General features: G+C 59.9%; 25 protein-coding genes. 13 read left to right on the forward strand and 12 right to left on the reverse strand.

Features of this window, described 5'->3' with window-relative positions; translation table 11 throughout:
• Nucleotides 1-2: 2 nt before the first annotated feature.
• The 4 genes from V5N47_RS14150 to V5N47_RS14165 all read right to left on the reverse strand — a co-directional run bounded on the left by V5N47_RS14150 (nucleotide 3) and on the right by V5N47_RS14165 (nucleotide 3,858).
• A complete protein-coding gene (locus V5N47_RS14150; protein WP_338728419.1) occupies nucleotides 3-866 on the reverse strand; it encodes a carbohydrate ABC transporter permease in 864 nt (287 codons plus the stop codon).
• Nucleotides 866-1,777 (reverse strand): sugar ABC transporter permease, encoded by a 912-nt coding sequence (locus V5N47_RS14155; protein ID WP_338728420.1) that lies wholly within the window; start codon nucleotides 1,775-1,777, stop codon nucleotides 866-868. Before V5N47_RS14155 ends, V5N47_RS14150 begins: the two co-directional genes overlap by 1 nt.
• Entirely contained in the window at nucleotides 1,774-3,102 is a 1,329-nt protein-coding gene (locus V5N47_RS14160) for an extracellular solute-binding protein (protein ID WP_338728422.1), read from the reverse strand. Before V5N47_RS14160 ends, V5N47_RS14155 begins: the two co-directional genes overlap by 4 nt.
• Nucleotides 3,103-3,195: 93 nt before the next feature.
• Complete coding sequence (locus tag V5N47_RS14165; RefSeq protein ID WP_338728423.1) at nucleotides 3,196-3,858, reverse strand: helix-turn-helix domain-containing protein; 663 nt, start codon at nucleotides 3,856-3,858, stop codon at nucleotides 3,196-3,198.
• Between the two features lie 84 nt (nucleotides 3,859-3,942).
• Between V5N47_RS14165 and V5N47_RS14170 the strand changes: the two genes are divergently transcribed.
• From V5N47_RS14170 to corA, 6 genes are all read left to right on the forward strand, one after another.
• Entirely contained in the window at nucleotides 3,943-4,428 is a 486-nt protein-coding gene (locus V5N47_RS14170; RefSeq protein ID WP_338728424.1) for a hypothetical protein, read from the forward strand.
• A 50-nt stretch (nucleotides 4,429-4,478) separates the two neighbouring features.
• On the forward strand, nucleotides 4,479-5,996 hold the full coding sequence (locus tag V5N47_RS14175) for a PAS domain-containing sensor histidine kinase (protein WP_338728426.1): 1,518 nt from the start codon (nucleotides 4,479-4,481) through the stop codon (nucleotides 5,994-5,996).
• Nucleotides 5,997-6,043: 47 nt separating this feature from the next.
• Entirely contained in the window at nucleotides 6,044-7,486 is a 1,443-nt protein-coding gene (gene cysS / locus V5N47_RS14180; RefSeq protein WP_338728427.1) for a cysteine--tRNA ligase, read from the forward strand.
• Between the two features lie 105 nt (nucleotides 7,487-7,591).
• The gene (locus tag V5N47_RS14185; RefSeq protein WP_338728429.1) at nucleotides 7,592-8,245 is read left to right on the forward strand and encodes a DUF6517 family protein; all 654 of its coding nucleotides are present in this window, start codon (nucleotides 7,592-7,594) and stop codon (nucleotides 8,243-8,245) included.
• Nucleotides 8,246-8,287: 42 nt separating this feature from the next.
• Nucleotides 8,288-8,452, forward strand: a complete 165-nt coding sequence (locus V5N47_RS14190) for a hypothetical protein (RefSeq protein ID WP_338728430.1) — start codon at nucleotides 8,288-8,290, stop codon at nucleotides 8,450-8,452.
• Entirely contained in the window at nucleotides 8,449-9,429 is a 981-nt protein-coding gene (gene corA, locus V5N47_RS14195; protein WP_338728431.1) for a magnesium/cobalt transporter CorA, read from the forward strand. Before V5N47_RS14190 ends, corA begins: the two co-directional genes overlap by 4 nt.
• Nucleotides 9,430-9,506: 77 nt before the next feature.
• Here the strand turns inward: corA and V5N47_RS14200 are convergent, their stop codons facing one another.
• Nucleotides 9,507-9,725 carry a hypothetical protein gene (locus V5N47_RS14200; protein ID WP_338728432.1) on the reverse strand — a complete coding sequence of 73 codons (219 nt, stop codon included), beginning with the start codon at nucleotides 9,723-9,725 and terminating at the stop codon, nucleotides 9,507-9,509.
• A gap of 151 nt (nucleotides 9,726-9,876) precedes the next feature.
• On the opposite strand from V5N47_RS14200, the gene V5N47_RS14205 reads away from it, so the two are divergent.
• Nucleotides 9,877-10,830 carry a mechanosensitive ion channel family protein gene (locus V5N47_RS14205; RefSeq protein ID WP_338728433.1) on the forward strand — a complete coding sequence of 318 codons (954 nt, stop codon included), beginning with the start codon at nucleotides 9,877-9,879 and terminating at the stop codon, nucleotides 10,828-10,830.
• Between the two features lie 34 nt (nucleotides 10,831-10,864).
• Nucleotides 10,865-11,530, forward strand: a complete 666-nt coding sequence (locus tag V5N47_RS14210; protein ID WP_338728434.1) for an O-methyltransferase — start codon at nucleotides 10,865-10,867, stop codon at nucleotides 11,528-11,530.
• Here V5N47_RS14210 and V5N47_RS14215 read toward each other — a convergent pair.
• On the reverse strand, nucleotides 11,523-12,293 hold the full coding sequence (locus V5N47_RS14215; protein ID WP_338728435.1) for a hypothetical protein: 771 nt from the start codon (nucleotides 12,291-12,293) through the stop codon (nucleotides 11,523-11,525). The two genes, V5N47_RS14210 and V5N47_RS14215, sit on opposite strands and share 8 nt — an antisense overlap.
• A 133-nt stretch (nucleotides 12,294-12,426) precedes the next feature.
• On the opposite strand from V5N47_RS14215, the gene V5N47_RS14220 reads away from it, so the two are divergent.
• Complete coding sequence (locus tag V5N47_RS14220; RefSeq protein WP_338728436.1) at nucleotides 12,427-14,079, forward strand: long-chain fatty acid--CoA ligase; 1,653 nt, start codon at nucleotides 12,427-12,429, stop codon at nucleotides 14,077-14,079.
• A gap of 68 nt (nucleotides 14,080-14,147) precedes the next feature.
• Nucleotides 14,148-14,417, forward strand: coding sequence for a hypothetical protein (locus V5N47_RS14225; protein WP_338728438.1), 270 nt, complete (start codon nucleotides 14,148-14,150; stop codon nucleotides 14,415-14,417).
• Here V5N47_RS14225 and gdhB read toward each other — a convergent pair.
• From gdhB to tuf, 3 genes are all read right to left on the reverse strand, one after another.
• Nucleotides 14,371-15,669 (reverse strand): glutamate dehydrogenase GdhB, encoded by a 1,299-nt coding sequence (gdhB, locus tag V5N47_RS14230; RefSeq protein ID WP_338728439.1) that lies wholly within the window; start codon nucleotides 15,667-15,669, stop codon nucleotides 14,371-14,373. The two genes, V5N47_RS14225 and gdhB, sit on opposite strands and share 47 nt — an antisense overlap.
• 268 nt (nucleotides 15,670-15,937) lie before the next feature.
• Nucleotides 15,938-16,213: a stress response translation initiation inhibitor YciH gene (gene yciH, locus V5N47_RS14235; protein ID WP_338730307.1), complete on the reverse strand. Its 276-nt coding sequence runs from the start codon at nucleotides 16,211-16,213 to the stop codon at nucleotides 15,938-15,940.
• A gap of 114 nt (nucleotides 16,214-16,327) precedes the next feature.
• Entirely contained in the window at nucleotides 16,328-17,593 is a 1,266-nt protein-coding gene (gene tuf, locus V5N47_RS14240; RefSeq protein WP_338728440.1) for a translation elongation factor EF-1 subunit alpha, read from the reverse strand.
• 123 nt (nucleotides 17,594-17,716) lie between these two features.
• Between tuf and V5N47_RS14245 the strand changes: the two genes are divergently transcribed.
• On the forward strand, nucleotides 17,717-18,166 hold the full coding sequence (locus tag V5N47_RS14245) for a luciferase family protein (RefSeq protein WP_338728442.1): 450 nt from the start codon (nucleotides 17,717-17,719) through the stop codon (nucleotides 18,164-18,166).
• Between the two features lie 14 nt (nucleotides 18,167-18,180).
• Here the strand turns inward: V5N47_RS14245 and V5N47_RS14250 are convergent, their stop codons facing one another.
• Nucleotides 18,181-19,125 carry an oxidoreductase gene (locus V5N47_RS14250; protein WP_338728444.1) on the reverse strand — a complete coding sequence of 315 codons (945 nt, stop codon included), beginning with the start codon at nucleotides 19,123-19,125 and terminating at the stop codon, nucleotides 18,181-18,183.
• 180 nt (nucleotides 19,126-19,305) lie between these two features.
• Here V5N47_RS14250 and V5N47_RS14255 point away from each other — a divergent pair, with 180 nt between their 5' ends.
• Both V5N47_RS14255 and V5N47_RS14260 read left to right on the forward strand, forming a co-directional pair.
• Complete coding sequence (locus V5N47_RS14255) at nucleotides 19,306-20,451, forward strand: acyl-CoA dehydrogenase family protein (RefSeq protein ID WP_338728446.1); 1,146 nt, start codon at nucleotides 19,306-19,308, stop codon at nucleotides 20,449-20,451.
• Between the two features lie 30 nt (nucleotides 20,452-20,481).
• Nucleotides 20,482-21,282 (forward strand): N-acyl homoserine lactonase family protein, encoded by an 801-nt coding sequence (locus V5N47_RS14260; protein ID WP_338728447.1) that lies wholly within the window; start codon nucleotides 20,482-20,484, stop codon nucleotides 21,280-21,282.
• A gap of 274 nt (nucleotides 21,283-21,556) precedes the next feature.
• On the opposite strand, the gene V5N47_RS14265 is transcribed toward V5N47_RS14260, so the two are convergent.
• Together V5N47_RS14265 and V5N47_RS14270 are read right to left on the reverse strand one after the other, a co-directional pair.
• On the reverse strand, nucleotides 21,557-24,049 hold the full coding sequence (locus V5N47_RS14265; RefSeq protein WP_338728448.1) for an MMPL family transporter: 2,493 nt from the start codon (nucleotides 24,047-24,049) through the stop codon (nucleotides 21,557-21,559).
• Nucleotides 24,049-25,608 carry a COG1361 S-layer family protein gene (locus V5N47_RS14270; RefSeq protein WP_338728449.1) on the reverse strand — a complete coding sequence of 520 codons (1,560 nt, stop codon included), beginning with the start codon at nucleotides 25,606-25,608 and terminating at the stop codon, nucleotides 24,049-24,051. Before V5N47_RS14270 ends, V5N47_RS14265 begins: the two co-directional genes overlap by 1 nt.
• Between the last annotated feature and the right edge of the window lie 394 nt (nucleotides 25,609-26,002).

Here is a 26,002-nt window from a genome sequence, read left to right on the forward strand (position 1 = left end):
AGTTATTCGAGCCCTCCGACGCTGAACCCCTGCAGCAGGTATCGCTGGAGGAACAGCGCGATGAGGAATGGGGGGATGGAGATGAGCAGCGAGACGGCCATCGTCTCGCCCCATCCGATGGTGACGCGGTCTAAGAACAGACTCGCGCCGACGTTGATGGTGTACATGTCGTCGTTGCTCATGACGATACGCGCCATGGTGAAATCGTTCCACGCGACGGCGAAGGCGAAGATCGCCGCCGAGATGTAGCCCGGCCGGGCGACGGGCAGGACAACGTCCCAGACCGTCCGGAAGCGACTCGCGCCGCGCACCCACGCCGCCTCCTCAAGCGAGAGGGGCACCGTCTGGAAGTACTGCCACATGAGCCAGATGGTGAACGGCGCGGAAATCGCGGTGAGCGCCAGCGTGAGCGCGAAGTAACTGTTCAACAGCCCGAGGCTGTAGAAAATCACGTACAGCGGGATGGCGAGCACGATGGGGCTGAACATGTAACTGAACAGCACCGCGCGTGCTGCGATGGACTTCCCGCGGAACTCGAAGCGGGTGAGGCCGTAGCCTGCGGCAATCGCGATTGCCGTCGAGAGAATCGTCGAACTCGCCGTGACGATGAGGCTGTTCGTGAAGTAGCGAACCGTCTCGGTGGTGTTCAAGAGAACGAGGAAGTTTCGCGCCGTGAAACCCTTCGGAATCAAGTTCACCTGTCCGCCCGCGAAGGTGGCCGCCGGAGACTGCAGGGCGATGACCACCATCAGGTAGACGGGCACCACGACGAACGTCGTGATGAGCAAGGCGGTGACGTACAAGGCGATGCGCTGAAGGCGCTGTTGGGTTCGGTGGCCGAACCAACTGGAATCAGCGGTCGCCATCAGTGGGCCACCTCCGTTTCCGGCGCAAACGTACGGAAGTAGACCACAGCGGCCGCCGCGAGCAGGAAGAACATGATGCCTGCGAGCGCGGTCGCCTCACCGAAGTTCACCTCGTTGAACGCGATTTGGAACACGCGAATCGGGAGGGTGGTCGTCTCCTGCAGTGGCCCGCCGCGCGTGGTCAGATAGATGATGTCGAATTTATTGAACATCCAGATGCCCCGGACGAGGAGGATGATGAGGATGGCTCCTCGGAGGTGGGGCATGGTGATGTCGCGGAACGCCTGCCACGTCGTCGCGCCCTCGACGCGCGCCCGTTCGTACAGGTCGGGGTCGATGGCCTGCAAGCGGGCGAGCAGGATGAAAAACGCGAACGACGCGAACTTCCAGACGCTCGTGATGACGACGGCGGGCATCGCCCACGTCAGCGTCGAGAAGAAGGCGATTGGCTCTGCGATGAGACCGGCGTTTTCGAGCACCTGATTGAGGACGCCGATGTTCGGGTCTAAGATGAATTTCCACATGAAGATGACCACGAGCGTCGGCAACAGATACGGGAAAATCATCAGCGTCCGTAGGGCCGCCCCACCGCGAATCTTCTGGTTCACGACGAGTGCAAGCCCAAGGCCGAGCACGAGGCTGAGCCCTGTCGTCGCAATGGCGTAGACGACGCTGTTCCAGAGAAAGCCCCAGAACGTTGGCTCTGTGAGGAGTGAGACGTAGTTGCCGAGCCCGACGAACACCGGATTTCGCACCGGCTCTTGAAACAGACTCATTCCGAGGGCGTACGCTATCGGGACGACCCAGACGACGATGAAAAACGCCACCAACGGGACGAACGACACGAGCAAGAGCCACGTGCTCCCGTCTAAGTCGGGGGTTCGAAGGCGGTTTTTCAGGCTGACGCTCATCGCTTGAGACTACGGAGCTTTTCAGCGAGCCAATCGACGGTCTCCTCCGGAGATTTCCCGCCGACGAGCAGTTGGTCTGCGGCCTGTCCGAACACCTGGTTGCCGTAGCCGTCTGCGGCGAGCAGGTTCGGCGCGCCGCCGTCGCCCGTGGCGAGGACGGAGGTGAACACGTCCCAGTTGTCCTTGACGAGTTGGAGGACTTCTGGGTACTCGTTCAGCGTCTCGTTGTTTTTGACCGCGTCGCTGTCGAGCTGTTCGCGGCTTGGTGGGAACTGGAACAGCGGCGCAGAGAGCACGAAGTCGAAGAACTTCTCAGACTGGTTGAAGAACTTCACGAACTCCTGTGCGCCCGTCGTCGCTTGGCCGTCGTTTCGCACGAGGTGGCCCTCCATGTACGCCCACCACTTGTCCTGGGCCTTCCCCTGTGGAACGGGGAACGGCATCGGGCTGAACTGCTTCACTAAATCTGGGCGGTTACTGGACATGATGAGGATGGGCAGTCCACCTACGGAGACGCCCGCGGCGGCGTTTTCCTGTTGGAGCGCACCAATCGCGTCGCCCCACTCCCACCCGCTGCCGTTGGGCGAGTACTCGGCCATCTGCTGGACCCACTCGAACGTCTCGATGGCGGCGGCGCGGTTGTCGCCTTTGTCCACCGTGACCTCGATGTTGTCAGACGGCCCGGAGTAGATTTGGACGTCATTTTGCCAGAGGTACTGGGTCATCTGTGTGTCGGCGTTGTTCGTCTGCCCGGACTGGACGATGTACCCCTGCATGTCCTCTTCTTCGGAGACGCGCTGTGCCTCTGCCTGCCAGTTCTCCCACGTCTCTGGATTCTCGTCGTAGATGTCGCTTCGATACCACCCCATCAGCGGTTCGACCATCGCCGCCGCGAAGTAGGACTCGCCGTCTACGTTCACGGGGTCAGGGAGGTCGTTGTTCGCCACTGCGTCGGTGAGCGGCGCGAGGACGCCGTCTCGCTGGAGGCGGTAGGCGTCGGTCGAGGTGTCAAAGAGGATGTCCGGTGGGTTGCCCGCCGCCACCATCTTCTGCATCTCTTGGTCGGTCGAAGTCCCCTTCGAGGTGTACGTCACTTCGACAGTGTACTCTGATTGCTCTTCGAACTCGGCGATAATCGCGTCCATCACTTCCTTCGAATCGCCGCGGTCTGAGAGGTAGCGGACGGTGGTGCTCTCGCCGTCGCCTCCGCCGCCACCGCCGCCAAGACAGCCGGCGAGTGCGAGTGCGGATGCGGTCGCGCCCGTGCCCTGTAAGAATCGTCGTCTGGTGTGCTTCGCTGGTCGGTTGCCTGCCTCGTTAGCCATGGTTTGGTATACCATGGTCTACCATGAACGACTTTATCCTACAGATGTAGGTTCTTTAAGTACACTTCCGGAAACACGCGGGGGTTATCTCCCTCACGTAGACGGGCCGGGAGCAACGGGTGGGTTGCCAACGGCCACCTGCGTCGACGACTGGTGGAGCGCCTCGGTGAGGAGCTTTTTCTCGGCTTTCCGCAGGTGTTCTAAGAGCGTCGTGTGCGTGATGTCGAGTTGGGCGGCGAGCGTCTTCGCGTCGATGCGTCGAGGCCAGTCGAAGTAGCCCTGTTCTATGGCGGCTCTGATGACCTCCTCTTGTCGCGTCGAGAGCGAACTCGTCGTGTCGTCTACTGGCGTCAGGCGGCCGAGTCTGACACTCCCGATTTTCCGAAGGTCTGTAACGATGGCTTTCAGGTCTTCGCGTCTGAACACGATGACGTCGAACACGCGCTCGTTGCCGTTGACGCGGTCTAATCCGTGGAGCATGCCGTGATTTTCACGGATGATGGGCAACGCACCACATGAGCGTTTGGTGACGAGCAGCCCGGAGGTTCCGATACGCTCGACCTCGGTCACCATCTCGTCCTCGCGCAGGCGCGCCTCGAAGCGGTCGCTTCGTTCACCGGCTTCGATGAGGAACGTGATGTACTCGTCGTCCAGCACTTCTTCTTGCGTGACGGTGAACGATTCGTCTCCCTCGCTTGTGATTTTGCTCAGGACACAGTCACACTGCAAGTCGAGATAGAGGGTCGCGCGAAGCATGTGGTGTGTTCTCATCTCTCGACTAATGAGTATTTGCATCGATTCCACCGAACGACTAAATCATCGTGACCGAAATGAGACAGTATGTCTTCACTCGCCTCGGAGACGCGGGCCGCGGTTCGCGGGCATCCCTTTCTCCACTTCGCACTCAGAGCAGACGTTGTCAACTACACCGCCGCCGCTCGCTTTCTCGACATCGGTGACACGGAAGCCGTCACGGCCGCACTCCGTCGCTTCGCGGACGACTTGCCAGCGTTCGAACAGACGGACTGCGCCCCGCGCGTCTCGATGCAAAGCGGGCTTGGTGAGGGCGACTCAGAGGACGCACTGGTCACCGTTGGCGACACCCACCTTGTCGCTGGCGCGGGTTCGCTGACAGGCATCGTCGTTGCGGGCGACGTGTCAGTGACCGCACTGGGGCACGTGCTTTCCTGTCTCGCGCTCGCTGACATCGAACCGTTCGCTGCCGCAGGCACAGAAGGGACGCTCATCGTCGTCGTCGCTCGACGGGACGGCCCGACGGCGTTGCGAACGGTCGAACGGGAGTTGGAAGCAGTACCAGCGTATTGAGATACGAGAGAGTAATATTCATTTATGATACATATAGAATAGATATACTAATGGGTGATTCCATCCACACCGAGGAGCAGTTTCAGGCACTGATTGAGGGCTCCTCTGATATCATCGCAATTCTCGATAAATCGGGGGCAATTGTGTATCAAAGTCCCTCTACTTCACGGGTACTCGGCTACGGGCCGGGCGACCTTCTCGGCGATAACGCCTTTGACTATGTCCATCCCGACGACCAAGAGCACACCATCGCAGAGTTCTTTCGCGCGCTCGAGGACCCAAACTACATCCCGACTATCGAATACCGGTTTCGACACGCAGACGGCTCGTATCTGACGCTCGAATCTCGTGGCCAGAACCGCTTTGACGACCCGAACGTCGAGGGGTTCGTCGTGAACACCCGCGACGTGACCGAGCGGGTCCAACGCGAACAGACGCTCACCGCGCTCAGAGAGGCAACCAACCGCCTCATCACAACCGGGTCACAGCAAGCGGTCGCAAAGGCGGTCGTCACGGTCGCAGAGGACGTCCTCGGCGAATCGCTCACCGCGGTGTGGCTCAAAGAGTCAGACCCAGACCGCTTGACGCTCACCGCCCAGACGGAGTCGCTAGCCGATTTCGACCTCTATGAGAGCGTCCGTCCGAGCAACGGACTCATCTGGCCGGTGTTCCGCGCGGGACGGACCTACGTGTTCGACGATATCCAAACCCAAGATCTCGCCATCCCGGAAACGCCGATTCACAGCGCCATCATGGTTCCACTCGGCCACCACGGCGTGCTCGGTATCGGCGCACGGGAACTCGAGAAGTTCACCGACAACGACGTCGACTTCGCAGAGATTCTTGCGAGTAGCGCCACGGCCGCCTTAGACCGGCTCGAACAGGAACGCGAACTCGAATTTCAGAACCGTCGCCTCGACTTTCTGAACCACATCCTCCGCCATGACGTGTTGAACAGCATGTTCGTCATCCAATCGCGTGCAGAGTTGCTCCAATCCCACACCGACGAGGAGGGCGCACGTCACCTTGCGACGATTCTCACCTGGTGTGACGACATCGTTTCGATGACAAAGGAGATGCGCCTCATCGTCGATACCATGAGCGGCGGTGAGGGGAAACCCGTTGGCCCAACCAACCTCTCTGCGTCGCTGCGCGCGGCGACCGACAAGATTGAAAACACCCACGACGAGGTCACCATCACGACGCAGATTCCCGATGGCATCACCGTCTCCGCGAACGACACCCTCTCGCAGGTGTTCGACAACCTACTCGGCAACGCGGTGACGCACAACACAACCGGGACGCTCTCACTCGACGTGTGGTGTGAGGTGTACGCAGACGAGGTCATCGTCGCCATCGCCGACAGCGGTGGCGGCATCGCCGATGACCGGAAAACCGAAATCTTCAGACGCGACGTGAAAGGCTTAGAAAGCGGTGGCTCCGGACTCGGTCTCTACTTCGTTGATACGCTCGTTCGAAGCTACGGCGGAACAGTCTGGGTCGAAGACAACGACATGGGCGGTGCAACGTTTTTCGTCTCGCTTTCTCCCGCAGATGCGAGTGCGTGAACCCGCCACCGACGGATTCAAACACCTTTGCTCAGTATCCTTTGATAATGACGCTACACGTGACGAATACGCTCACAGGTGAGCGCGAGGTGTTCACGCCACAGAACCCGGACTCCGTTCTTCTTTATTACTGTGGCCTCACCGTCTCTGATTTCGCGCACCTCGGCCACGCCCGCTCGTGGGTGCACGTTGACGTGATGCACCGGTGGCTCGAATTTCTTGGCTACGACGTTCACCACGTCGAGAACTTCACCGACGTAAACGAGAAAATCGTCGCGCGAATCGGTGCCGACGTAGGCGACGACGAGGCGTCGGTGGCGCGCCACTTCATCGAGCAGACACTCGCCGACATGCGCTCGCTGAACCTGAAGCGCGCAGAGATTTATCCCCGCGTCTCAGAGCACATCCCCGAAATCGAGTCGCTCATCGAGACGCTCATGGAGAAGGGCTACGCCTACGAATCGAACGGGTCGGTCTACTTCGACGTGACCACGTTCCCCGACTACGGCAAACTCTCGAATCAGTCGGTCGAGGATTTGGAGTCACAGGGCGACCCGACCGAACGCTCTGAAAAGCGCAACCCGGCAGACTTCGCGCTCTGGAAAGCCGGAGAAGCCCACCCCGACGACGCTCCGCCGGGCGGCGACGTGTGGGACGCACCGTGGGGCGAAGGCAGACCGGGCTGGCACATCGAGTGCTCTGCGATGTCGATGACGCACCTCGACGAAACCATCGACATCCACGTCGGCGGCCAAGACCTCGTCTTCCCGCACCACGAAAACGAAGTTGCCCAGAGCGAGGCGGCCACTGGCAAGCAGTTCGCGCGCTACTGGCTTCACGTCCGCCTGCTCGAAACCGAGGGCGAGAAGATGTCCACGAGTCTTGGCAACTTCTCGACGGCCAAAGACATCGTTGCAGAGTATGGAACAGACGTGGTGCGAATGTTCCTCATGTCCGCCGCGTACAACCGCACACAACTGTTCAACGAGGCGACGTTCAGCGAGGCCGAAAAGCGCTGGGAGACGCTTTCACGGGGCTACGAACGCGCGGTCGAAGCCTGCGACAGCGTGGACGCCTCCGGCAAGGTCGTAGACGAGGCACTCAGAGCTGCTCTCGACGCAACCCGCGACTCGTTCACCGACGCGATGAACGACGACTTCAACACCCGCGAGGCGCTCGCGGCACTGCTCGAACTCGTCTCTGCGGTCAACCGCCACGCGGACGACACAGCCCAGTTCGACTACAAAGGCCTCCACGAGGCGGTCACGCTGTTCGAGGAACTCGGTGGCGGCGTCCTCGGCTTCACCTTCGGCGGCGAGCCAGAAAGCGACGTTTCGCTCGCGGGTGAGGTCGTTGACCTCGTGCTCCGGGTGCGTGAACAGGAGCGCGAGGCAGGGAATTACGAACGCGCAGACGAACTGCGCGACGAACTCGACGCGCTCGGCGTCACCATCGAAGATTCGGACAACGGCCCGACCTATCGCCTCTAACGTCGGTTGCGTCGACTTCCGTTTGTGGAGGGGTGGTACGTGCACCCATACTGATTGGTAGGCCAAGAGACTTATATGGAACAAAGAGTAAGACGCGCACAACAGATGATATCACGGCGTAGAGCACTTGCCCTGTTTTCGATGGGGGCAGTTGGTTCACTGAGCGGATGTATTGGCTTCTTGACAGGGTCGGAGGCGCTCAAATTCTCGGCTGAAACTGCGACAGTCGCCTCGGCGTCCCTCGACGAGACCGGCTACGAGAAAGCGCCGGATTCCTCCGGTGAGCAGACGGTCGAACGGTCGTTCTCGGTTGCAGACCAAGAACGGCAGGTCGAGGTCACGAACCACATCCAGGAGTACAAACGCAAGGTCGACCTCGGCCTCCTCGGTGAGCAGGAACTCGCCCGTTTCATCGTCCTCTCGACGCCGAAAGTTGACATCGCGGGCAAGACGTTCAACCCCGTTGGCGAGTGGTCTGCAAAGGAGTTCGTCATGCAGATTCAGTCGGCCTACAAGGGGCTGAGCGACATCCAACAGGAAGGCGAGCGCTCGGTTTCGATGCTCGGAGAGAGCCGAACGGTGACCAAATTCAGCGCCCGTGCAGAGGTCGCAAACGGCGAGAAGGTTGACGTGTACATTCACGTCACCGAAGCTGTGGGCGACGGCGACGACTACGTCGTCGGCATCGGCGTCTACCCACAGCAGATCGACGGCGAGCAGGCACGCGTAGACGAACTCATCGCGGGCATCGAGCACTAATTCGCGGCAATCCTTTTTGCGTGGGCCCGTGTCACGGTGCGTATGAACACCGTACTGGGTGCGGGGATTGCGATTACGGCTCTCAGCCTGTTCGGCTACGCCCTCGGCATCGTTGCACCCTACCCGGGACGCGAGCTGTCACTGACCGGTGCGATGGTCGGCGTTACCTTACTCTCTATTAGTTGGATTACCGGGGCGGACGCATGACCACCGAAGCGGTCGTTTTCGTTGACGGCGAAATCACACAATACGACGACCTTGACGCTGCGAAAGCCGCACAGGGAACGACATGGGTGAGGGCAACCGAAGCGAGCGAAGGGGAGCTGCTCGATGTGGCGGCCGTGTTCGACATCCACCCGCTCACGGTCGAAGACCTCGTAAACGACGTCCGCCCGAAAACCGAAGAGTTTCGCAACTACACGTTCGTCCTCATGAAAACCGCGCGGCTCCGGAAAGGTGATACGACGTTCAACGAGGAAATTCGCGACATTCCCGTTGGCGTCTACATCGGCGACGACTGGGTCGTCACGCTCTCGGCGGCCAGAATCAAAGCCATCGACACCACGTGGGAGGCAGTGTTACGCGAAGACGAGCGGTTGCTCGAACGGGGGCCTGACTTCACTGCCTACCGCGTCATCGACGGCATCGTAGACGGCTACTTCGACGTGTTAGACCAGCTCGAAGACCAAATCGAAGCCATCGAAGACGAGGTGACGACCTCGACGGACATCGAGACACTTGAAGCCATCAACGCGGTTCGCCGCGACCTGCTCTCGTTTCGGAAAGTTTCGTGGCCCTCGCGCGAAGCGGTGGGCATCCTCGCCCGCGGGGACCCGAAGCAAATCCAACAGCCCACAGAAAAGTACTACCGCGACGTGTACGACCACATCGTGCAGGTAGTGGACCTCATCGAAACCTACCGTGACCTCGTAAGCGGCGCGCGAGACATCTACCTCAACGTGCTCTCACAGTCGACAAATGACGTGATGAAAACGCTCACCGTCGTCGCAACCATTGTCTTGCCGCTCACGCTCGTCACGGGATTGTTCGGCATGAATTTCGCTGGCAGCGCCTACAACATGCCCGAGTTGCAGTGGCCCTACGCCTATCCCACCGTCCTCCTCGGGATGTTTCTCATCACGATTATCCTCGTCGTGTACTTTCGCGAACGGTCGTTTCTTTAGTTCGGTGTCGTTCGACACCCCCGATTGGGGGCGCTGTCGCTCACGACGAGTGAATAATTATCAAGAATCGATACTACTTACTTCAGGAAGGGGTCTGCCATGTGGTCAGTCGTGCGAGTCCACACCGCCGTCGCGCGAGCGAGGCGGAACGTCATGACACTGAAGGCAACCACGAGAGCGAGAACGAACGTTGCAAGCCCCGTTGTGGTTGTGAGCAGACTTCCTGAGAACTCTCCGATGACCGCGAGTGCGACACCGAGAAGCGAGATTGCTGAAAGCGTTTCGAGTGGTTCCATCGTGTGTGGTGAAGGGAACCTCCCCGGGGTTCATAAACCTGTCGCAGAATTGATAATTATGATACTGGTTGTCTAGGGTCTCCGTGTCATGGAAATCCGTGAGAGATGTGTTGGACAACGGTTTTGGTTCGGGGGTGTGATTGCACGAACAGTGAAACGTCCACTTGGTGTCATCTCGTTTTTGCTCGCTGCGGCGTTCTCTGTGGTCGCCGTCTTTGTAAATAGCCTCCCACCAGATGAGTTCATCATCAACGGGTTTCAGGCAACCGTCGTCATCGCAAAACTCCTCTCAACGTTGGCGATTGCGTTTCTCGCCTACGGGCTCTATCTGTTTACGACCCGGCTCATCAACACGCAGTTCGCAGACCGCAGGCGCCAACACGACATCAAAAATATCGTCCAGTTAGTGTTCATCGTCTTCGCGCTCGTGAGCGCCTTCGCCATCATCACCGAGCAGTGGGTTGGCCTGCTCGTCTCGCTCGGCGTCGTTGGCTTTGCCATCACCTTTGCGCTCCAACAGCCACTCTTCTCGTTCATCGGCTGGTTCTACATCATGGTCAAACGACCGTACCAAGTCGGCGACCGAGTGGCCATCGAAGGGTCGAAAGGTGACGTGGTCGCGGTTGACTTCTTCGTCACCACGCTCTGGGAGATAAACGGGGAACTCGTCTCCTCGAATCAACCCTCCGGGCGCATCATCACGCTCCCAAACAGCGTGGTGCTCTCCTCGCACGTCTACAACTACTCGTGGGAGGAGTTTCCCCACGTTTGGAACGAACTGTCTATCCAAGTGGCGTTCGAGACCGACCTCGATTTCGCCGAATCGTTGCTCGTCGACGTGGCCGACGACTACCTCGGTGACGAGATGGCGAACAGCATCGCAAACTACCGCGAAAAACTCGCAGAGACCCCCGTCGAATTAGAGGTGCGCGACCGCCCAACGGTGAACATCAAACAAGAAGAGTCCTGGGTTGACCTCCGACTCAGGTATCTCACGCAGCCACGGCAGGGCCAGCGCGTGAAAAACGACCTTTACAAACGGATTTTGACCGCGTTCAACGAGCATCCAGACCGCATCATGTTCCCGCTCGGGCGCAACCGCTAGAAGCGTTTTGCCGGTGGGGTGAGAATCCCAACGTATGACGGAGATTGTCCCCGAAGAGACCGCTCGCTTCGTTCGCGCACTCGGCCCGGACCCAGACGAGATTCTCGAAGAGATGGACGCCTACGGCGAGGAGATCGGGTTCCCGACGGTCGGCCCCGAAGTCGGCGGCTGGCTCCAACTGCTCGCCACGATGGTCGATGCGAGACGCATTTTCGAGTTTGGCTCCGGCTTTGGCTACTCCGCCTACTGGTTCGCCCGCGCATTGCCCGCAGACGGTGAACTCGTGCTCACGGAAATCGACGCCGATGAATTAGACCGCGCCCGTGAGTATCTTGAACGCGGCGGCTTCGCAAATTGCGCCCAGTTCGAACACGGCGACGCCATCGACATCGTAGACGCGTACGACGGCCCGTTCGACGTGGTGCTCATCGACAACGAAAAAGAGCGCTACAAAGACGCATTCGACGCGGTGCGAGACAAAGTCGCGCCGGGGGGCGTCGTCATCGCGGACAATGCAATGACGTCGGGGGTACAAGACTTCGAAACACTCCTCGCGTGGGCCGAGGGCGACGACCCGGCGATGGACGCGGGAACGCAGGGCATTGCGGACTATCTTGGGATGGTTCGGACAGACCCGGCGTTCGAGACGGCGGTGATGCCCGTCGGCGAAGGAATTGCGGTCAGCTACCGGGTTACCTGACGGTGCGCATGAGCGAGAAAATCTCGTCGCGGTAGGCAGTTGGTTGCAAGCCGAGGTCGATGTCGACGGTGACGCTCACGCCAGCAGAAAGCTCTTTTTTGATTGTCTCTGCGTAGTTTGTCGCCGGAGCCGCCCCGCCTGAAATGAGAATCGAATCGTCGTGATGCCAGATGGCGAGCCAGCCGTTGATGACGATGTCCTCGCCTTCGACGGTGACGGATTTCTCGTCGGTCACGTCGAAGCTGAACCCCTCGAAGGGGTAGGCGGCGGTGTATTTGATGAGGTCGCCCTCCTCGCCAGTTTCGGGCGTGAACGAGGTCGTCTCTCCTTCTTCTATCTCGACTAAGCCGCCGTCTTTGAGGCGTTGCTCGAAGTTGTCTTTCGCCGTCTGTTTGGTCTCCTCCATGACCTCCTTTCGCCCGGCTCCGGCGGGCATGTTGTCTAAGTTCGGGGAAAAATCCACCCGGCTGGCGAAGAAGACGGCCATTTGGGCGTCAATGGTGTCGAGGGTGCGCTCTGTTATCTGCGCGGTGAGGTCGCTGTCCTCGTAGGTGAGGGTGTGGGCGGCCGCAGAGACTGTCGCCCCGCTGTACGACTCGGTGAACATATTCTTGTCTTGTTCGTCGATGAGCGTCCAGCCACCGGATTCGAGTTTATCTTGTGACAGTTCAGGTGCCGGGACAGATGCGAGGACAGAACCGCATCCAGCAAGCCCGGTCAGCCCGACGCCAGCCGTCATGCCCAAGAACATTCTTCTGTTCATGCACATGTCGTTTGGAGTAATTCCTGATAGGTTTGCCGGTGGGAAAAATTGGTGCCACATGCTGTGACTGTTTGCAGGTCCCGCGGGCGTTGTGGTAACAAGAATCATAAGTCGGCGGCACTGTCTACTGAGTATGCCAGGTGGTACTGACCAGACCCTTCGACCATTCTTGTGGCGCGCAGAAAAGATGTATCCCGACCGCGAGATCGTCTCGCGGACAAATCGGGGTGTAGAACGCTACACGTACACCGAGTTTGCAGACCGCACGGCCCAACTCGCAAACGCGATGACCGCGGCGGGCATTGAGGAGGGCGACCGCGTCGCCACCTTCTGCTGGAATCACCACCGACACTTCGAGACGTACTTCGGGATTCCGACGATTGGCGCGCAGTTGCACACCATCAACCCACTGCTCCCGGACGAACACGTCCAGTACATCGTCGAGAACGCAGACGACCAGATTATCTTTGTTGACCCGTCGCTTCTGCCAAAACTCGAAGGTGCCGCAACGGACGCACCCGAGTTCGGCGGCGTCTCACAGTACGTTGTGATGGATTCTGAAGTTCCGGACACGGGCCTCGACAACGTCACGGACTACGAGTCGTTCATCGACGGCCACGACGCCGAATTCGACTGGCCGGTGCTCTCAGAAGACCAGCCAGCAGGTATGTGTTACACCTCGGGCACCACCGGCAAGCCAAAGGGTGTCGAGTACACCCAGAAGATGCTCTGGGCGCACACGATGATGACGCTCACGCCACAGGGCCTCGGCATCCACGACACCGACGTGGTGATGCCCGTCGTGCCGATGTTCCACGTCAACGCGTGGGGGCTTCCCTTCTCGACCACCGCTGCGGGCGCGAAACACGTCTATCCCGGCCCGTCGCCAAGCCCCGAAGACCTCGCGAGTCTCATCGAAGAAGAGGGCGTCACCATCACCGCCGGGGTGCCAACTGTCTGGCTCGGCTTGATGGACTATCTCAAAAACAATGACGTGGATATTTCCTCGCTCGAACAGGTCATTATCGGCGGCTCTGCGGCCCCTGAAGCCATGATTCGCTACTTCGAAGACCAAGGCATCGAAGTGCTCCACGCGTGGGGCATGACCGAGATGTCGCCAATCGGCTCCGTCGCGCACATGAAAGCCGGCCTTGAGGATGCGGACGACGAGACCTACATGGAAAAGCGCAAGACGCAGGGCCTGATGGTTCCCGGCCTCGAATTCAAAGTCGTCGGCGACGATGGCGATGAGGTGCCGTGGAACGGCGAAGACTTCGGCGAACTCTGGATTCGCGGCCCGACCGTGACCCAAGAGTACTACAAACGCCCCGACGCGAACGAAGAGGACTTCGAGGACGGCTACCTCAAAACCGGCGACGTGGTGAGCATTGACGAAGACGGCTACATGCAAATCGTCGACCGCGCCAAAGACGTCATCAAATCCGGCGGCGAGTGGATCTCCTCGGTCGAACTCGAAAATACGCTCATGGCCCACGACGACGTCGCAGAAGCCACCGTCATTGGCGTGCCTCACGAGCGCTGGCAGGAACGCCCGATTGCGTTCGTCGTCCCGGTCGAAGGGGCCGACGAAGCGGCGCTGAAAGACGAACTGCTCGCACTCGTCAAAGACGAGTATCCGAAGTGGTGGGTGCCAGACGACGTGGTGACCATCAAGGAAGTGCCGAAGACGGCGACGGGCAAGTTCGACAAGAAGGTACTGCGCGACCAGTATGCTGACGCCTCGATGTTCGAAGGGTCGGTTCCGGAGGACGCCGCACCGGAATAGCCAGTCTTTCGTTCAGCCACAATCATTATATATTTCCATGTAGTTTGTTAGCGAGTAGCACACAAACTATGTCGTTGAAAATCGTCATCGAACGTCGGGAACGCCTCCCCGTCGACGCATCCGTCTGCGATTTCGACCAACTCACCGAGGCGGAACAGCACGCCTTACCGCGGCTGTTGGACGGAGACGCACAGGGCAGAGACCTTTCGCCATCGCTCATCGGCGAGTTAGAACAGCGAGAATTCGTGAAGTTTACCGGCTTCTATCGGATTCGCGTCGTGAAACCGTCGGTTATGGCCACACGCCCCGTGCCTGATGTGCCTCGGCAATCCGCCTGAGGCCAACGATATAGGCCGCATCGCGCCACGACACGTCGCGCGTGTCGAACTCTTCTTTGACGCTTTCCCACGCCGTGTTCATCTCCGTCTCTAGCTCTTCGTTCACGCGGTCTAACGACCAGCGACGGCGGTTGATGTCCTGGAGCCACTCGAAGTAGGAGACGGTGACGCCGCCCGCATTCGCGAGGATGTCGGGGATGACGTGGATGTCGTTTGCTTCGAAGATTTTGTCCGCGCCGGTCGTGGTCGGACCGTTCGCGCCTTCGATGATGAGGTCTGCTTTCACGTTGTCGGCGTTGTCCTCGGTGAGCACGTTCCCGATGGCCGCCGGGATGAGCACGTCCACGTCAAGTTCGAGGAGTTCGTGGTTTTCGAGTTTCTGTGGCGCGTCGTACTTCATGACGGCTTCCGGTTCCTCTTCGTGCGTTGGCACGTCATGGGTGTCGAGGCCGTCTGGGTCGTAGATTGCGCCGTTCACGTCGCTCACGGCGACCACGTTCGCGCCCCACGAGTCGAGCAGGCGGGCGGCGTTCGCGCCGACCGACCCGAACCCTTGGACGGCAACCGACGTATCAGAAAGTGGCATGTCGTAGTAGTCACACGCGAGACGGGTGATGATGGCCACCGACCGACCAGGGGCTTCTTCGCGGCCGTACGAACCACCGATGACCGGTGGCTTGCCGGTGACGACGCCGGGCGTGGTCTCGCCTTCTTGCATCGAGTAGGCGTCCATAATCCACGCCATCGTCTGGGCGTCGGTGCCCATGTCCGGCGCAGGAATGTCCTGCATCGGGCCAATGGCGTCGCGCAGTTCCTGGGTGAACCGGCGGGTCAGGCGCTCTTTTTCTGCCTCAGAGAGCTTTTTCGGGTTGACGACGACACCGCCTTTGGCACCGCCGAAGGGGAGGTCCATCACGGCGCACTTCCACGTCATCCACATCGACAGGCCAATACACTCGTCCTCTGAGACGTGTGGGTGGAAGCGAAGGCCACCTTTGTACGGGCCGCGGACGGCGTCGTGCTGGGAGCGGTAGCCCGTGAACACGTCGAGGCTGCCGTCGTCGCGTTCTAAGGGAACGGCGACGCGGTGGACGCGGGCAGGGTGGTTCAGACGTTCGACGATGTTTTCGTCGATGTCGAGGTGAGCGGCGGCCTGTTTGAGTTGACGTCGGGCCGTGGCGAGCGCCGACTCGGAATCTTGTTCTGTCACTTCGTCAGTCTCCTCTCGATTGGGGGGTAGTGTTGTGGACATGACTTAGGTGAGCGCGCAGGGAAGCCCGCGTGCGTCTTGCCCGGCGTGGAGTCCCACGAACCGCCCTGCCGAAAACGGCGGGCGCTCCGCAGAACTCACACCATTGAATACCCCCTATCCACCGCCACCTAATAATATTAATGACCTTATGTTATATTAACACGCGCTAGGTGCATAGGTTCACACACTATCGTGCGACCCAATCATCCAATGAGAGCGCGAGTCACGAAAACTGACGGATTCGGCGCGGCCGCTCTGGCCCACCTGCTCAGTCGAGGACGGTGAAGCCTTCTGCGGCCAACAGCGCGGGCAGCCGGTCGCGGTGGTTGCCCTGCAGTTCGATGGTGCCGTCCTCAACCGTCCCGCCCGTTCCGAGTTTCTTCTTGAGCGTCGACGCAAGCTCTTTCAAATTAATCGCAGCGTCGAAGCCTTCGATGATGGTTACTGGCTTGCCATAGCGTCGGCTCTCCGTGCGAATTCGGAGTTTCTGTTCACTTCGAGCGAGGTCTTCACCGAGCCCAAAGTCGTCTGGCAGGTTGAGTATCGAGCTGAAATCGTCCTTTGCCACGGGGGAGGTATGGTGCCCGAGTACGATACGTGTTGCTAGCAACTAGCGTACCGTCTCACTCCCCATCAGTTTCGCCAAAAAACGGAGAACTCAGCGCTCGTTGACTTTGAGCACTTTGCCGGCCGCGATGGTCTGGCCCATGTCGCGCAGCGCGAACGAGCCGAGTTCGGGAATCTCAGAGGACGGCTCGACTACGAGCGGTTTCTGCGGGCGCATCGTCACGACGGCGGCGTCACCGGCCTTGATGAAGTCCGGGTTCTCCTCTGCGACCTCGCCGCTTGCCGGGTCGATTTTCTGGTCGATGGATTCGACCGTGCAGGCGACCTGTGCGGTGTGGGCGTGGAGCACCGGCGTGTAACCCGCCGTAATCACGGACGGGTGTTGCATCACGACGATTTGGGCTTGGAAGGTCTCTGCGACCTTTGGCGGATCATCCGAGGGCCCGGCCACGTCACCGCGGCGGATGTCGTCTTTGCCAATGCCACGGACGTTGAACCCGACGTTGTCACCGGGGCGCGCCTCCGAGACCTCTTCGTGGTGCATCTCGATGGACTTCACCTCACCCGTCGCATCCGAGGGCATGAACGTCACGCTCTTGCCGACTTCTAAGATGCCGGTCTCGACGCGTCCGACTGGGACGGTCCCGATACCGGAGATGGTGTACACGTCCTGAATCGGGACGCGAAGTGGCGCGTCGGTTGGCGGCTGTGGTTCTGGGAGGTCGTTCAGCGCCTCTAAGATGGTCTGCCCATCGTACCACGGCGTGTTGTCGCTGTGCTCAGAGACGTTGTCGCCCTCGAACGCCGAGGTCGGGATGAACGTCGCATCCTCAGAGCGGAAGCGCACCTGTTTGAGGAGAGTTTTCACTTCGTCTACGACGGTGCGGTAGTCGTCTTCAGAATAATCGACGACGTCCATCTTGTTGACGGCGACGATGAGTTCTTCAATCCCGAGGGTGCGCGCGAGGAACACGTGTTCGCGGGTCTGTGGCGCAACACCGTCGTCTGCGGCGACGACGAGAATCGCGTTATCCGCTTGGGACGCGCCCGTAATCATGTTCTTCACGAAGTCGCGGTGACCCGGCGTGTCCACGATGGTGAAATAATACTTGTCCGTGTCGAATCGCTGATGGGCGATGTCGATGGTGACACCGCGTTCGCGTTCTTCTGCGAGGTTGTCCATGACGTAGGCGAACTCGAAGCCGGACTTCCCCTTCTCTGCGGCCTCCTCACGGTACTGTTCGATGACGTGGTCTGGTACGCTTCCCGTCTCGTAGAGGAGGCGTCCAACCAGTGTGCTTTTCCCGTGGTCAACGTGGCCAATGACGGCCAGGTTCATATGCGGTTTATCTGCCATGGTAATCACCAACGACGTGGGTACCCCACGCGTGTCAATGTATATTCACCACGATTAACGAAAAACGTATCGTGCATTGACCCGAGAACGACCGTTATTGCCGCAGATGCCCTCTCTTACGTGATGGAACCAACCCTCCCACACCTCGACGGACCGCTCGCCTCCGTCATCGAGACCGTCTCCGCGTGGCCCGGAGTCAGCGCTCACGCCCACCGGTTTGGCGGTGTCGAGTTCAGGCTCGCGGGCCGCGAAATCGGCCACCTCCACCGCAACGGCATGACCGACATCCCGTATCCCAAACGCCTCCGTGACGCGTTGGTTGAAGCCGACCACACCGGCCCACACCATCTGTTTCCCGACTCGGGGTGGACGACCTACTCCGCCACCGACGACGAGGGAGCAGCCCGAGCCGTCTGGTTGCTCCGCGCGAACTACCTCTATTACGCGCTCATCTTCCGCAAAAAGCCAGACCACGAGGCCCTCGCAACACTCGATATCGATGCGGCACTCGACGACCTCGACCCGCCTGCTGGTGCGCGGGCGGTGTACGAGCCGCTCTTAGCTCGGACCTGAGCCCATGCCTCGACTCACGGCAACGGCACGCCGAAGTCGTACCGGATCCCGGTGAGTGCCTCCGACGCCGCCCAGAGTCTCGTCGCTACAGCTGAGTCCGCAATCGCGGGAAGCGAGAGTTCGGTTGGCGGCCCGCGCATCTCGAACAACCGACTCGGTCCGTAAAAGCGCCCGCCGACCACGTCGGGAGCCGTCGCCGCGTACAGCACGTAGCTGGCCCCTTGTGCTGGAGACACCCCAACGAGATGGTTCAAGAATCGATAGACGAGTGGCCGGACGCGCCCACCGTCCATCGAAACGCCGTGTGATTGCAGGTTAGTCGCCGCCCAGCCCGGGTGCGCGGCGACGCTCAGCACGTCGAGTCCGGCCTCGTCAATTCGTCGGTGTAACTCGACGGCAAACAGCAGATTCGCCAGTTTGCTCTGTGCGTACGCACCGTAGCGGTCGTAGGCGTCTTCGCTCTGTAAATCCTCGAAGTTGAGGTGACCCTGTCGCTGGAAAAAACTGCTTAACGTGACCACGCGAGCCGCCGTTGTCCGGGTGAGCAACGGCAATACCAGCCCAGTGAGTGCAAAGTGGCCGAGGTGGTTCACCCCGAACTGGAGTTCGAAGCCGTTTTGGGTCGTACGGTAGGGTGCGTGCATCACGCCTGCGTTGTTTACGAGCACGTCGAGCCGGTCGTGGCGCGCGGTGAGCGCGTCCGCAAACCAGTGAATCGCAGACAGATCGGCCAAGTCGAGTTCGAGCACTTCGAGCGAGGCGTCCGGGTGCGCGGCTGTTATCTCGTCGCTCGCCGTCTGCCCGCGCTCGACACTTCGACAGGCGAGGACGACGTGCGCACCCTTCTGCGCGAACGCACGGGCGGTCTCGAAGCCGATTCCGCTGTTCGCCCCGGTCACGACGACCGTCTTGCCAGTCTGGTCGGGCATTCTCGCGACCTCCCACCCCGAGTCAGTCATCGCGGGGGCAGGTGGTGGGATGTGTGCCACGAACGACGCATGGTACTCTCTGTGAGGCGGAGTCGAATGAAGCTATCTTCAGACTGTGTGAATCTCGTGTCTGTGGACTTCTCTGCCTCTCCGCTCCGCATTTTGCGCGCCTGCGCCGAGCTATAATAGGCTGGCCTCCCAACGAAACGCATGGACTTACTCGACGCCCGAATTGTCCCCGAGTACGCCCGTGACGTGAAAGAAGAGGCTCGCGCTTTCGCAGCAGAGTACATCGCGCCAAACGCAGCAGAGGCCTTCGAACGCGGTGAATATCCGTGGGAGATATTGGAGGCCGGCCAAGAAGCCAACTTGATTGCTCAGGATATCCCCGAAAAGTACGGTGGTCGCGGGCTCTCGTTGCACGAGACGCTCGCGATTGCAGAGGAGTTTTTCAAAGCCGATGCTGGCATCGCCCTCACCCTCCAACTCGCCAGTTTCGGCTGCGAACTCGTCTACGAGTACGGCAGCGAAGAACAGAAAGAAACCTTCCTCCGGCCGGTCGCAGAGAACGAACAAATCTCCGGCCTCGCCGTCTCAGAACCCCAGACTGGAAGTGACCTCGCCGGGATGACCACCACCGCCGAAAAACGCGACGGAGAGTGGGTCTTGAACGGGGAGAAGTACTGGGTTGGCAACGCTGTCGAAGCCGATTGGCTCACCATCTACGCGAAGACCGGTGACGGCGACGACCGCTACGGGAACTACTCGTTGTTCATCCTCCCAACCGATGCGCCCGGCTACGAGGCAGAACACATCCCCGAGAAGATGGGGATGCGCGCCTCCAAGCAAGGCCACATCGTCTTAGACGACTGTCGCATCCCGGAGGCGAATCTGGTCGGCGTCGAGGGAGCCGGGTTCTACATGCTCGCCGAGTTCTTCAACCACGGCCGCATCGTCGTCAGCGGCCACGGCCTTGGCCTCGCAGCTGCCGCCATCGAAGAGGCGTGGGAGTTCACCCACGACCGACAGGCGTTCGGCCGCGACGTGAGCGAGTTCCAAGCCGTCCAACACGACCTCGCCGATATGCGCCTCGAGTTCGAAGCCGCGCGGTCGCTCACGTGGCGCGCAGCAGATATGGTCGCCGAACAGGAGAACTCCGGCTTCTGGGCAGCCATGGCGAAGACGAAAGCCACAGAGACGGCGGTTTCGGTGGCAGAACGCGCCATGAACCTCCACGGCGGGCGTTCTGTCCTCTCAGAGCGCCGCATTGCCCGTGTCTACCGCGACGTGCGCATCCCCGTCATCTACGAGGGAGCGAACGCCATCCAGCGCAACCTCATCTACCGGCAGGGCTGAGCTTTTACTGACAGCGGTTCAAGGGGTTTCATGGGAGCTACGTCCCTTACCCTTGTCGACCGGGGAACCATCAGCGCAGACCTGAACTTCGTCTTAGACGGCTACGTCATGGGAACCGCAGCCGAGCCGACTCCGGAGCAGGCCTACGAAGACTTCGCCGTCTGGAACCTCGTTATCGACCACCCCGACGCGACGATTCTCTGGGACACAGGGCCACACCATGACGCCGCCGCTGGCTACTGGCCAGCCCCGCTCTATCAGGCGTTCACGCCGAACAACCCCGCAGGTCACCGCCTCGACGACGACTTAGACGCCGCTGGCTACGACCTCGCGGACATCGACGCCGTCGTGATGAGCCATCTCCACTTAGACCACGCGGGCGGTCTCCACCACTTCGCCGGGACGGACGTCCCCATCTACGTCCACCGTGCGGAGATTCCGTTCGCCTACTTCAGCGCCAAAACGCCGGAAGGCTCTGTGGCCTATCTCGCGAGCGACTTCGACCACGAGTTGAACTGGCAGCTCATCCACGGCCACCGACACACCTTGTTCGAGGGAATCGAACTCCACCACCTCCCCGGACACACGCCCGGCTTGCTCGGGGCACTTCTCCACCTCGAAGACGAGTCAGTCATCGTCGCCGGTGACGAGGTGTATCTGCGCTCGAATTACGAAGAAGCGTGGCCCATGGCGACCAGCCTACTCTGGGACAACCGGGCGTGGGAAGACAGCCTCCATCGCGTGCGCGAACTCCAACGCCAACACGACGCAACCGTCCTCTTTGGCCACGATTTGTCGCAGTTCCACGACCTCCAAGAACGCTGGGGGTAGTCACAGAAACAGTCATGCTGTCTGGACACATCATATAGTATGACTGTCAGTAGTTCTGTGGAACCGGCAGGGGGGTAAACATGAAAAAACAGGGGATACGCTTGGTGGTTGGGTCGGTCGCATTCGGGATTGCGTTGTACGTGTTTTGGCTCTTGTTACGCGGGCCGTTTTTCACGGATCAATTTCTCGCGCCGCTCGAGATGACAACGGCGCTCATCGCATTTATTCCATCGACGTTCACCGCGGTGTGGGGGCTTTCGCCCCTCCTCAACGATTAGTCGTCCGCTGGAACGCCGCTTCGAGCTGACGCGTAGGTTGGCATACCGCGGTTGAAATAGCGGTCCCACACGACGAGCGTCGACGGGAGAATGACCATCGAGGCAATAAACGAGTACACGACGCTGAGCGCTGTGAGCGTCCCGAACTGGCCAATCGCGGGGAATACAGAGAGGAACAACACTCCAATCCCGAAGACGGTGGTGAGCATGCTTCCGGTGAGTGCGCCACCCGTGCCAAGCACCGTCCGTTCGAGCGCGGGCATCGTCGCTCCCTGCTCGTCGAGTTCGTCCACAAACCGGTGGACAACGTGAACGGAGTAGTCGATGCCAAGCCCAATGGTGATGGCGAGAATCGTCGCCGTGAAGGCGTTAAACGAGATGCCAAGATAGCGCATCGTCCCCGCCAACAACGCGACGGTAATCACGATTGGCACGACGTTCGCGAGGCCGAGCGACGGCCGCCCTTCGAGCACCCAGAAGATGAACATGAGGAAGACAATGGTGCCGCCAAGCGCCACCGCGAGACTCACCAGCGCCGAGTTGAGGATGAGGTCGGAGATGGCTTGGAAGACGATGGTGCCCCCCGTCGCGGTTGCTGTGTAGCGGAACTGGGACGCAAGCGCATCGCCGTCTGTGGCGATCTCTTTCTGTGAGGCACTCGACTTCACCGAGTAGACGGCGCGGGTGCTCCGGCGGTCTTCACTCAGGTAGCGAAGCGTCTCCTCACGTGAGGTGGAACTGAGCAGGTAGTCGTACACCTCGCCTAAGTTATTGTCTGGAATCCCGTTTCCGTCCATGTCGTTTCGGGCGACGAGTGCAGCAAACTCAGGGTCGCTCGCCGTGCGGCTCTGGATGACGGTGATGAGGCTTTGGCCCTCTGCGTGTCTGCCGTCGCGGATGAACGACGACGGCGGGTCAACGCTCCCGCGGTGGAGCGCTTCCAACGCGAGGTCCTTCTCCATTGGCCCCTGTATGTATATGGTGACAGAACTGTCCTGACTCGCCTCGAAGTTGTCTTCTAAGAAGTTGAGCGTCCCGACGATGGTGTACTCGCTTGGCTTGAACGGCTCTGGAAGCTCTGAGAGATATACCGGCGTCTCTTCTGGTGGCAAGAACTCCTCTTGGGTGAACGAGGTGTCGATGCCGGTCGCGTAGTACGCAGAGCCGAAGCTCAGCAACACCATGACGACGAGGAAGGCCCGTGGCGCACGCTTTGCGATGAACACCCCACCGGTCAGCGCGCGGCCAAGGCGCGACCCTTCGCTGCCGAGTGGCGTCTGGCTGAAGGTTGGAATCGGATACTTCGTGCGCGCTCTGTCGAGCGAAACTTTCGCAGACGGGAGGAAAATCCCGAACACGAGGAAGGTGAAGATGATACCGACACTCGCAACGATACCGAAGTCACGAATCGGGAGCAGTTGGCTCGTCAGGTTCGACATGAAGCCGATGACCGTCGTCGTCGTGACGATGAAGAAGGCAACGAGGAGCTGTTTTCCCGTCACCGTCATCGACTCGTCGATGCCCTTGCCCGTGACGCGCTCTTCGCGGTAGCGATTGACCGCGTGAATCCCGAAGTCGATACCCACCGCCAACATCAGCGGTGGGACTGCAATCAAAATCTGGTTGAACGCAATCCCTGCAAGTCCCATAAACCCGAACGTCCAGATAATCGCCATCGCAAGCGAGATGACACCGAGCAGCAGGTCCATCAGGTCGCGGTAGGCGAACACGAGGAAGAAGATGATGAAGATGACCGCCGCGGGCACCACGATAATCATGGTATCGACGATGACCGAGGAGAACTCATCGGAGATGATACCGCTCCCGAACACGCGGATGTCGCCGCCTTGCTGGGTGGCAATGCGGTCCATCTCGACTTGGATGCTCGTGAGCGGTGAGGCACCACCGGTCCCGGCCCCTTGACTCAACTCAAGTGGCAGGTCGTGTTGGACGACGGCGATGGTCGAGGAGGCGTACGCCTCGTTTGGGTTGAAGTCGTTGCTGAGCAAGCCCTCGAAGCCGGGACGAGACGCTGCGGTCCGAACGGCCGTCCGAAGCTGGATTGGCGTGGCGCGTTCGAGCGTCATAATCTGGGTTTCGAGCGTCGTCGCGTTCGGATTTATCGTCTGAGCGACGATAGCCGCAGCACTCGACGCACTCGAAATTCGCAGGTGTTCGCGGTCGCGCATCTGTTCTTGGGCGCGCAACATCCGCAACATCCCTTGTTTCGAGAGGACGTTTTCGTTCGTTTGGATGAGTTGTGTGCTGCCGCCGCCTGTCGAGAACGCGGGTGAGAACTCGGTGTTGATGGCTTGGAGCGCCTCTTCTGCCGGAACTTCCTCTGCGAACTGTTCTGTTCCAGCTTCCGTTTCGACGCTGCTGAGGCCGACAGCAAACAGCGCGCTCACGACGAGGAACGCGAACACGACTTGCAGCGACCGCTCAACGATGAGGTGGTCAGCCCAATCGAGGAGGCGGCTCGTGTCCATTATTGCCGCCGGTAGAGGACGTAGAGACCAATCAATGCAATTGCGAGTGCCCCTGCCGCGATGGGGATGACCGGGAGGCCACCGTCCTCTGGTTCAGTAACCTGCACCGGCAGTTGGTAGGTGTCAGAGAGTTTCGTATCGCCCTGCTGGTTGTCGTACTGGAAGTCCATTGAGATGGGGTAGTTCTTCTCTAAGGCTGCCGCGTCAGCGCTCACAGCGAACTCGATGGTCGCCGTCTCGCCGGGTTCGAGCGACTGGATGAACGCCTCATCGTCGCTCGTCGAGAGTGGGCTGTCTGCGAACAGTTTTGCCGAGATGTCGGTGAGCGTCTCGTCGCCGTTGTTGGTCACGGCGACTTCGAGGATCGTACTCTGTCCGCCGGTGACTGTGGCGTTCACTGCAGCAACGCTGAACTCCTTTTTCTTCTCGCCAACGGCGACCTGCGTGTCGAGCGGGTCGCTCTGGCGTTTTTCGCCCTCGTTGTTGCGGTACTCTAAGTGGAACGTGAACTGGCGTGGACCAGCACTCGCTTCTTCACCCACTTCGATGTCGAAGGCGAACTCGCTTGCTTGGCCAGGTTCGAGCGTTCCAAGCGCGACTTCCGTCTCAACTGGATTCAGATTCTGCGTCTGGGTATCGATGACGAGCACGGCGTTCCTTGCGACGATGTCGCCGGTGTTCGCAATCTGGCCGCGAATCGTCCCCTCAGCATCGACGCGCAGGTTGCTCTCTACGTTGCCAATGTCGAACTCCTGTGCGCCGCTCGGAACGAAGCCAGTGGCGAGTGGGCTCGTTTGGACCTGCTCGCCCTCTTCGTTCTCGTAGGACACCGTTGTCTGGAGCGAGTACGACCGGCGCTCTGCGTCGTCTGCGACGTTCACGCGGTAGGTAACGGATTTTGTCTCACCCGCGGCCCACGAGCCGACGAACGACTCTGCGGTCTGTGCGCCCGCACCGAGCGTCACGTCCGAGTTCGGTGACTGGACGGAGATGGTTGCGTCTTCTGCCGGGGCACTCCCGACGTTTTGGACTTCGACCGTGACTGTGCCGGAGTCTCCGACCGAGGCGTCACTCGACGTGCCAACGACTTCGAAGCGCGACTCCTCTTCGACCACGATGGTCACGTCGTGGGTTTCGCTCACGCTGCGCTGTTGTTGGGCGAACGGACTGCGGTCTGAAATCTGGTTGGTGTACGTGTAGGACACCCGAATCGGGATGGTGTAGGTGCCGGGTTCTGCGTCTTCATCGACGACGACGGAGAACGGAATTGGCGGACTCGTCCCTTCGGGGACGGAGCCAGCAGCAACTTTGCCGGATTTAATCGTAATCGGCGCGTTGCTTTCACGCATTTCGAGCGTCGTTCCGCGTGCGGTGGTGACCCGCGCTTCGTTTGCAGGACTGCCGCCGCTGTCGATGTCTCCAGTGTTCTGAATCGTGACCGATAGCTGGGTTTCCTCACCTGGAGTCACGCGATTATCTGCGAGATACAAGTCGAGGTCTGGTGACCCACGAACCGACGCCGCAACGACGCCAGGGGCGACTGCCGCGACGAGTAGCATGCATGTAATGACAAGAACCCGCTTCATCTGTTCCTCCAGAATTCACTGTGTATACCCAGCGATTGCATGCGGAGAATGTCGTACCCTGTACGTATAAGGTGGTGTGAACGATTACAAACTTGAAAATCGTTTGTTTGCGTATGAGCCGCTCAAACGCCGGATTTCGTAGTCATTCGGTTCAATCACACTGGCTGTCAAATCAGCGGATTCACACGACCTGAAACCGGCGTCGAGAATGCAGAATACATAGATAGATGGCGTTATACAGGTCTATTCACGGCGTGTGTTCCTGGGTTATCTTTCGTGTTAATATATACCAATACCTCATAATTAATCTGTGCCAATGGATGGCAAATTCTTTAATCACAAGGCTTCAATCTTCGCTATGGCCCAC

This window comes from Haladaptatus sp. DJG-WS-42 (assembly GCF_037198285.1).
Classification (GTDB): domain Archaea; phylum Halobacteriota; class Halobacteria; order Halobacteriales; family Halococcaceae; genus QDMS2.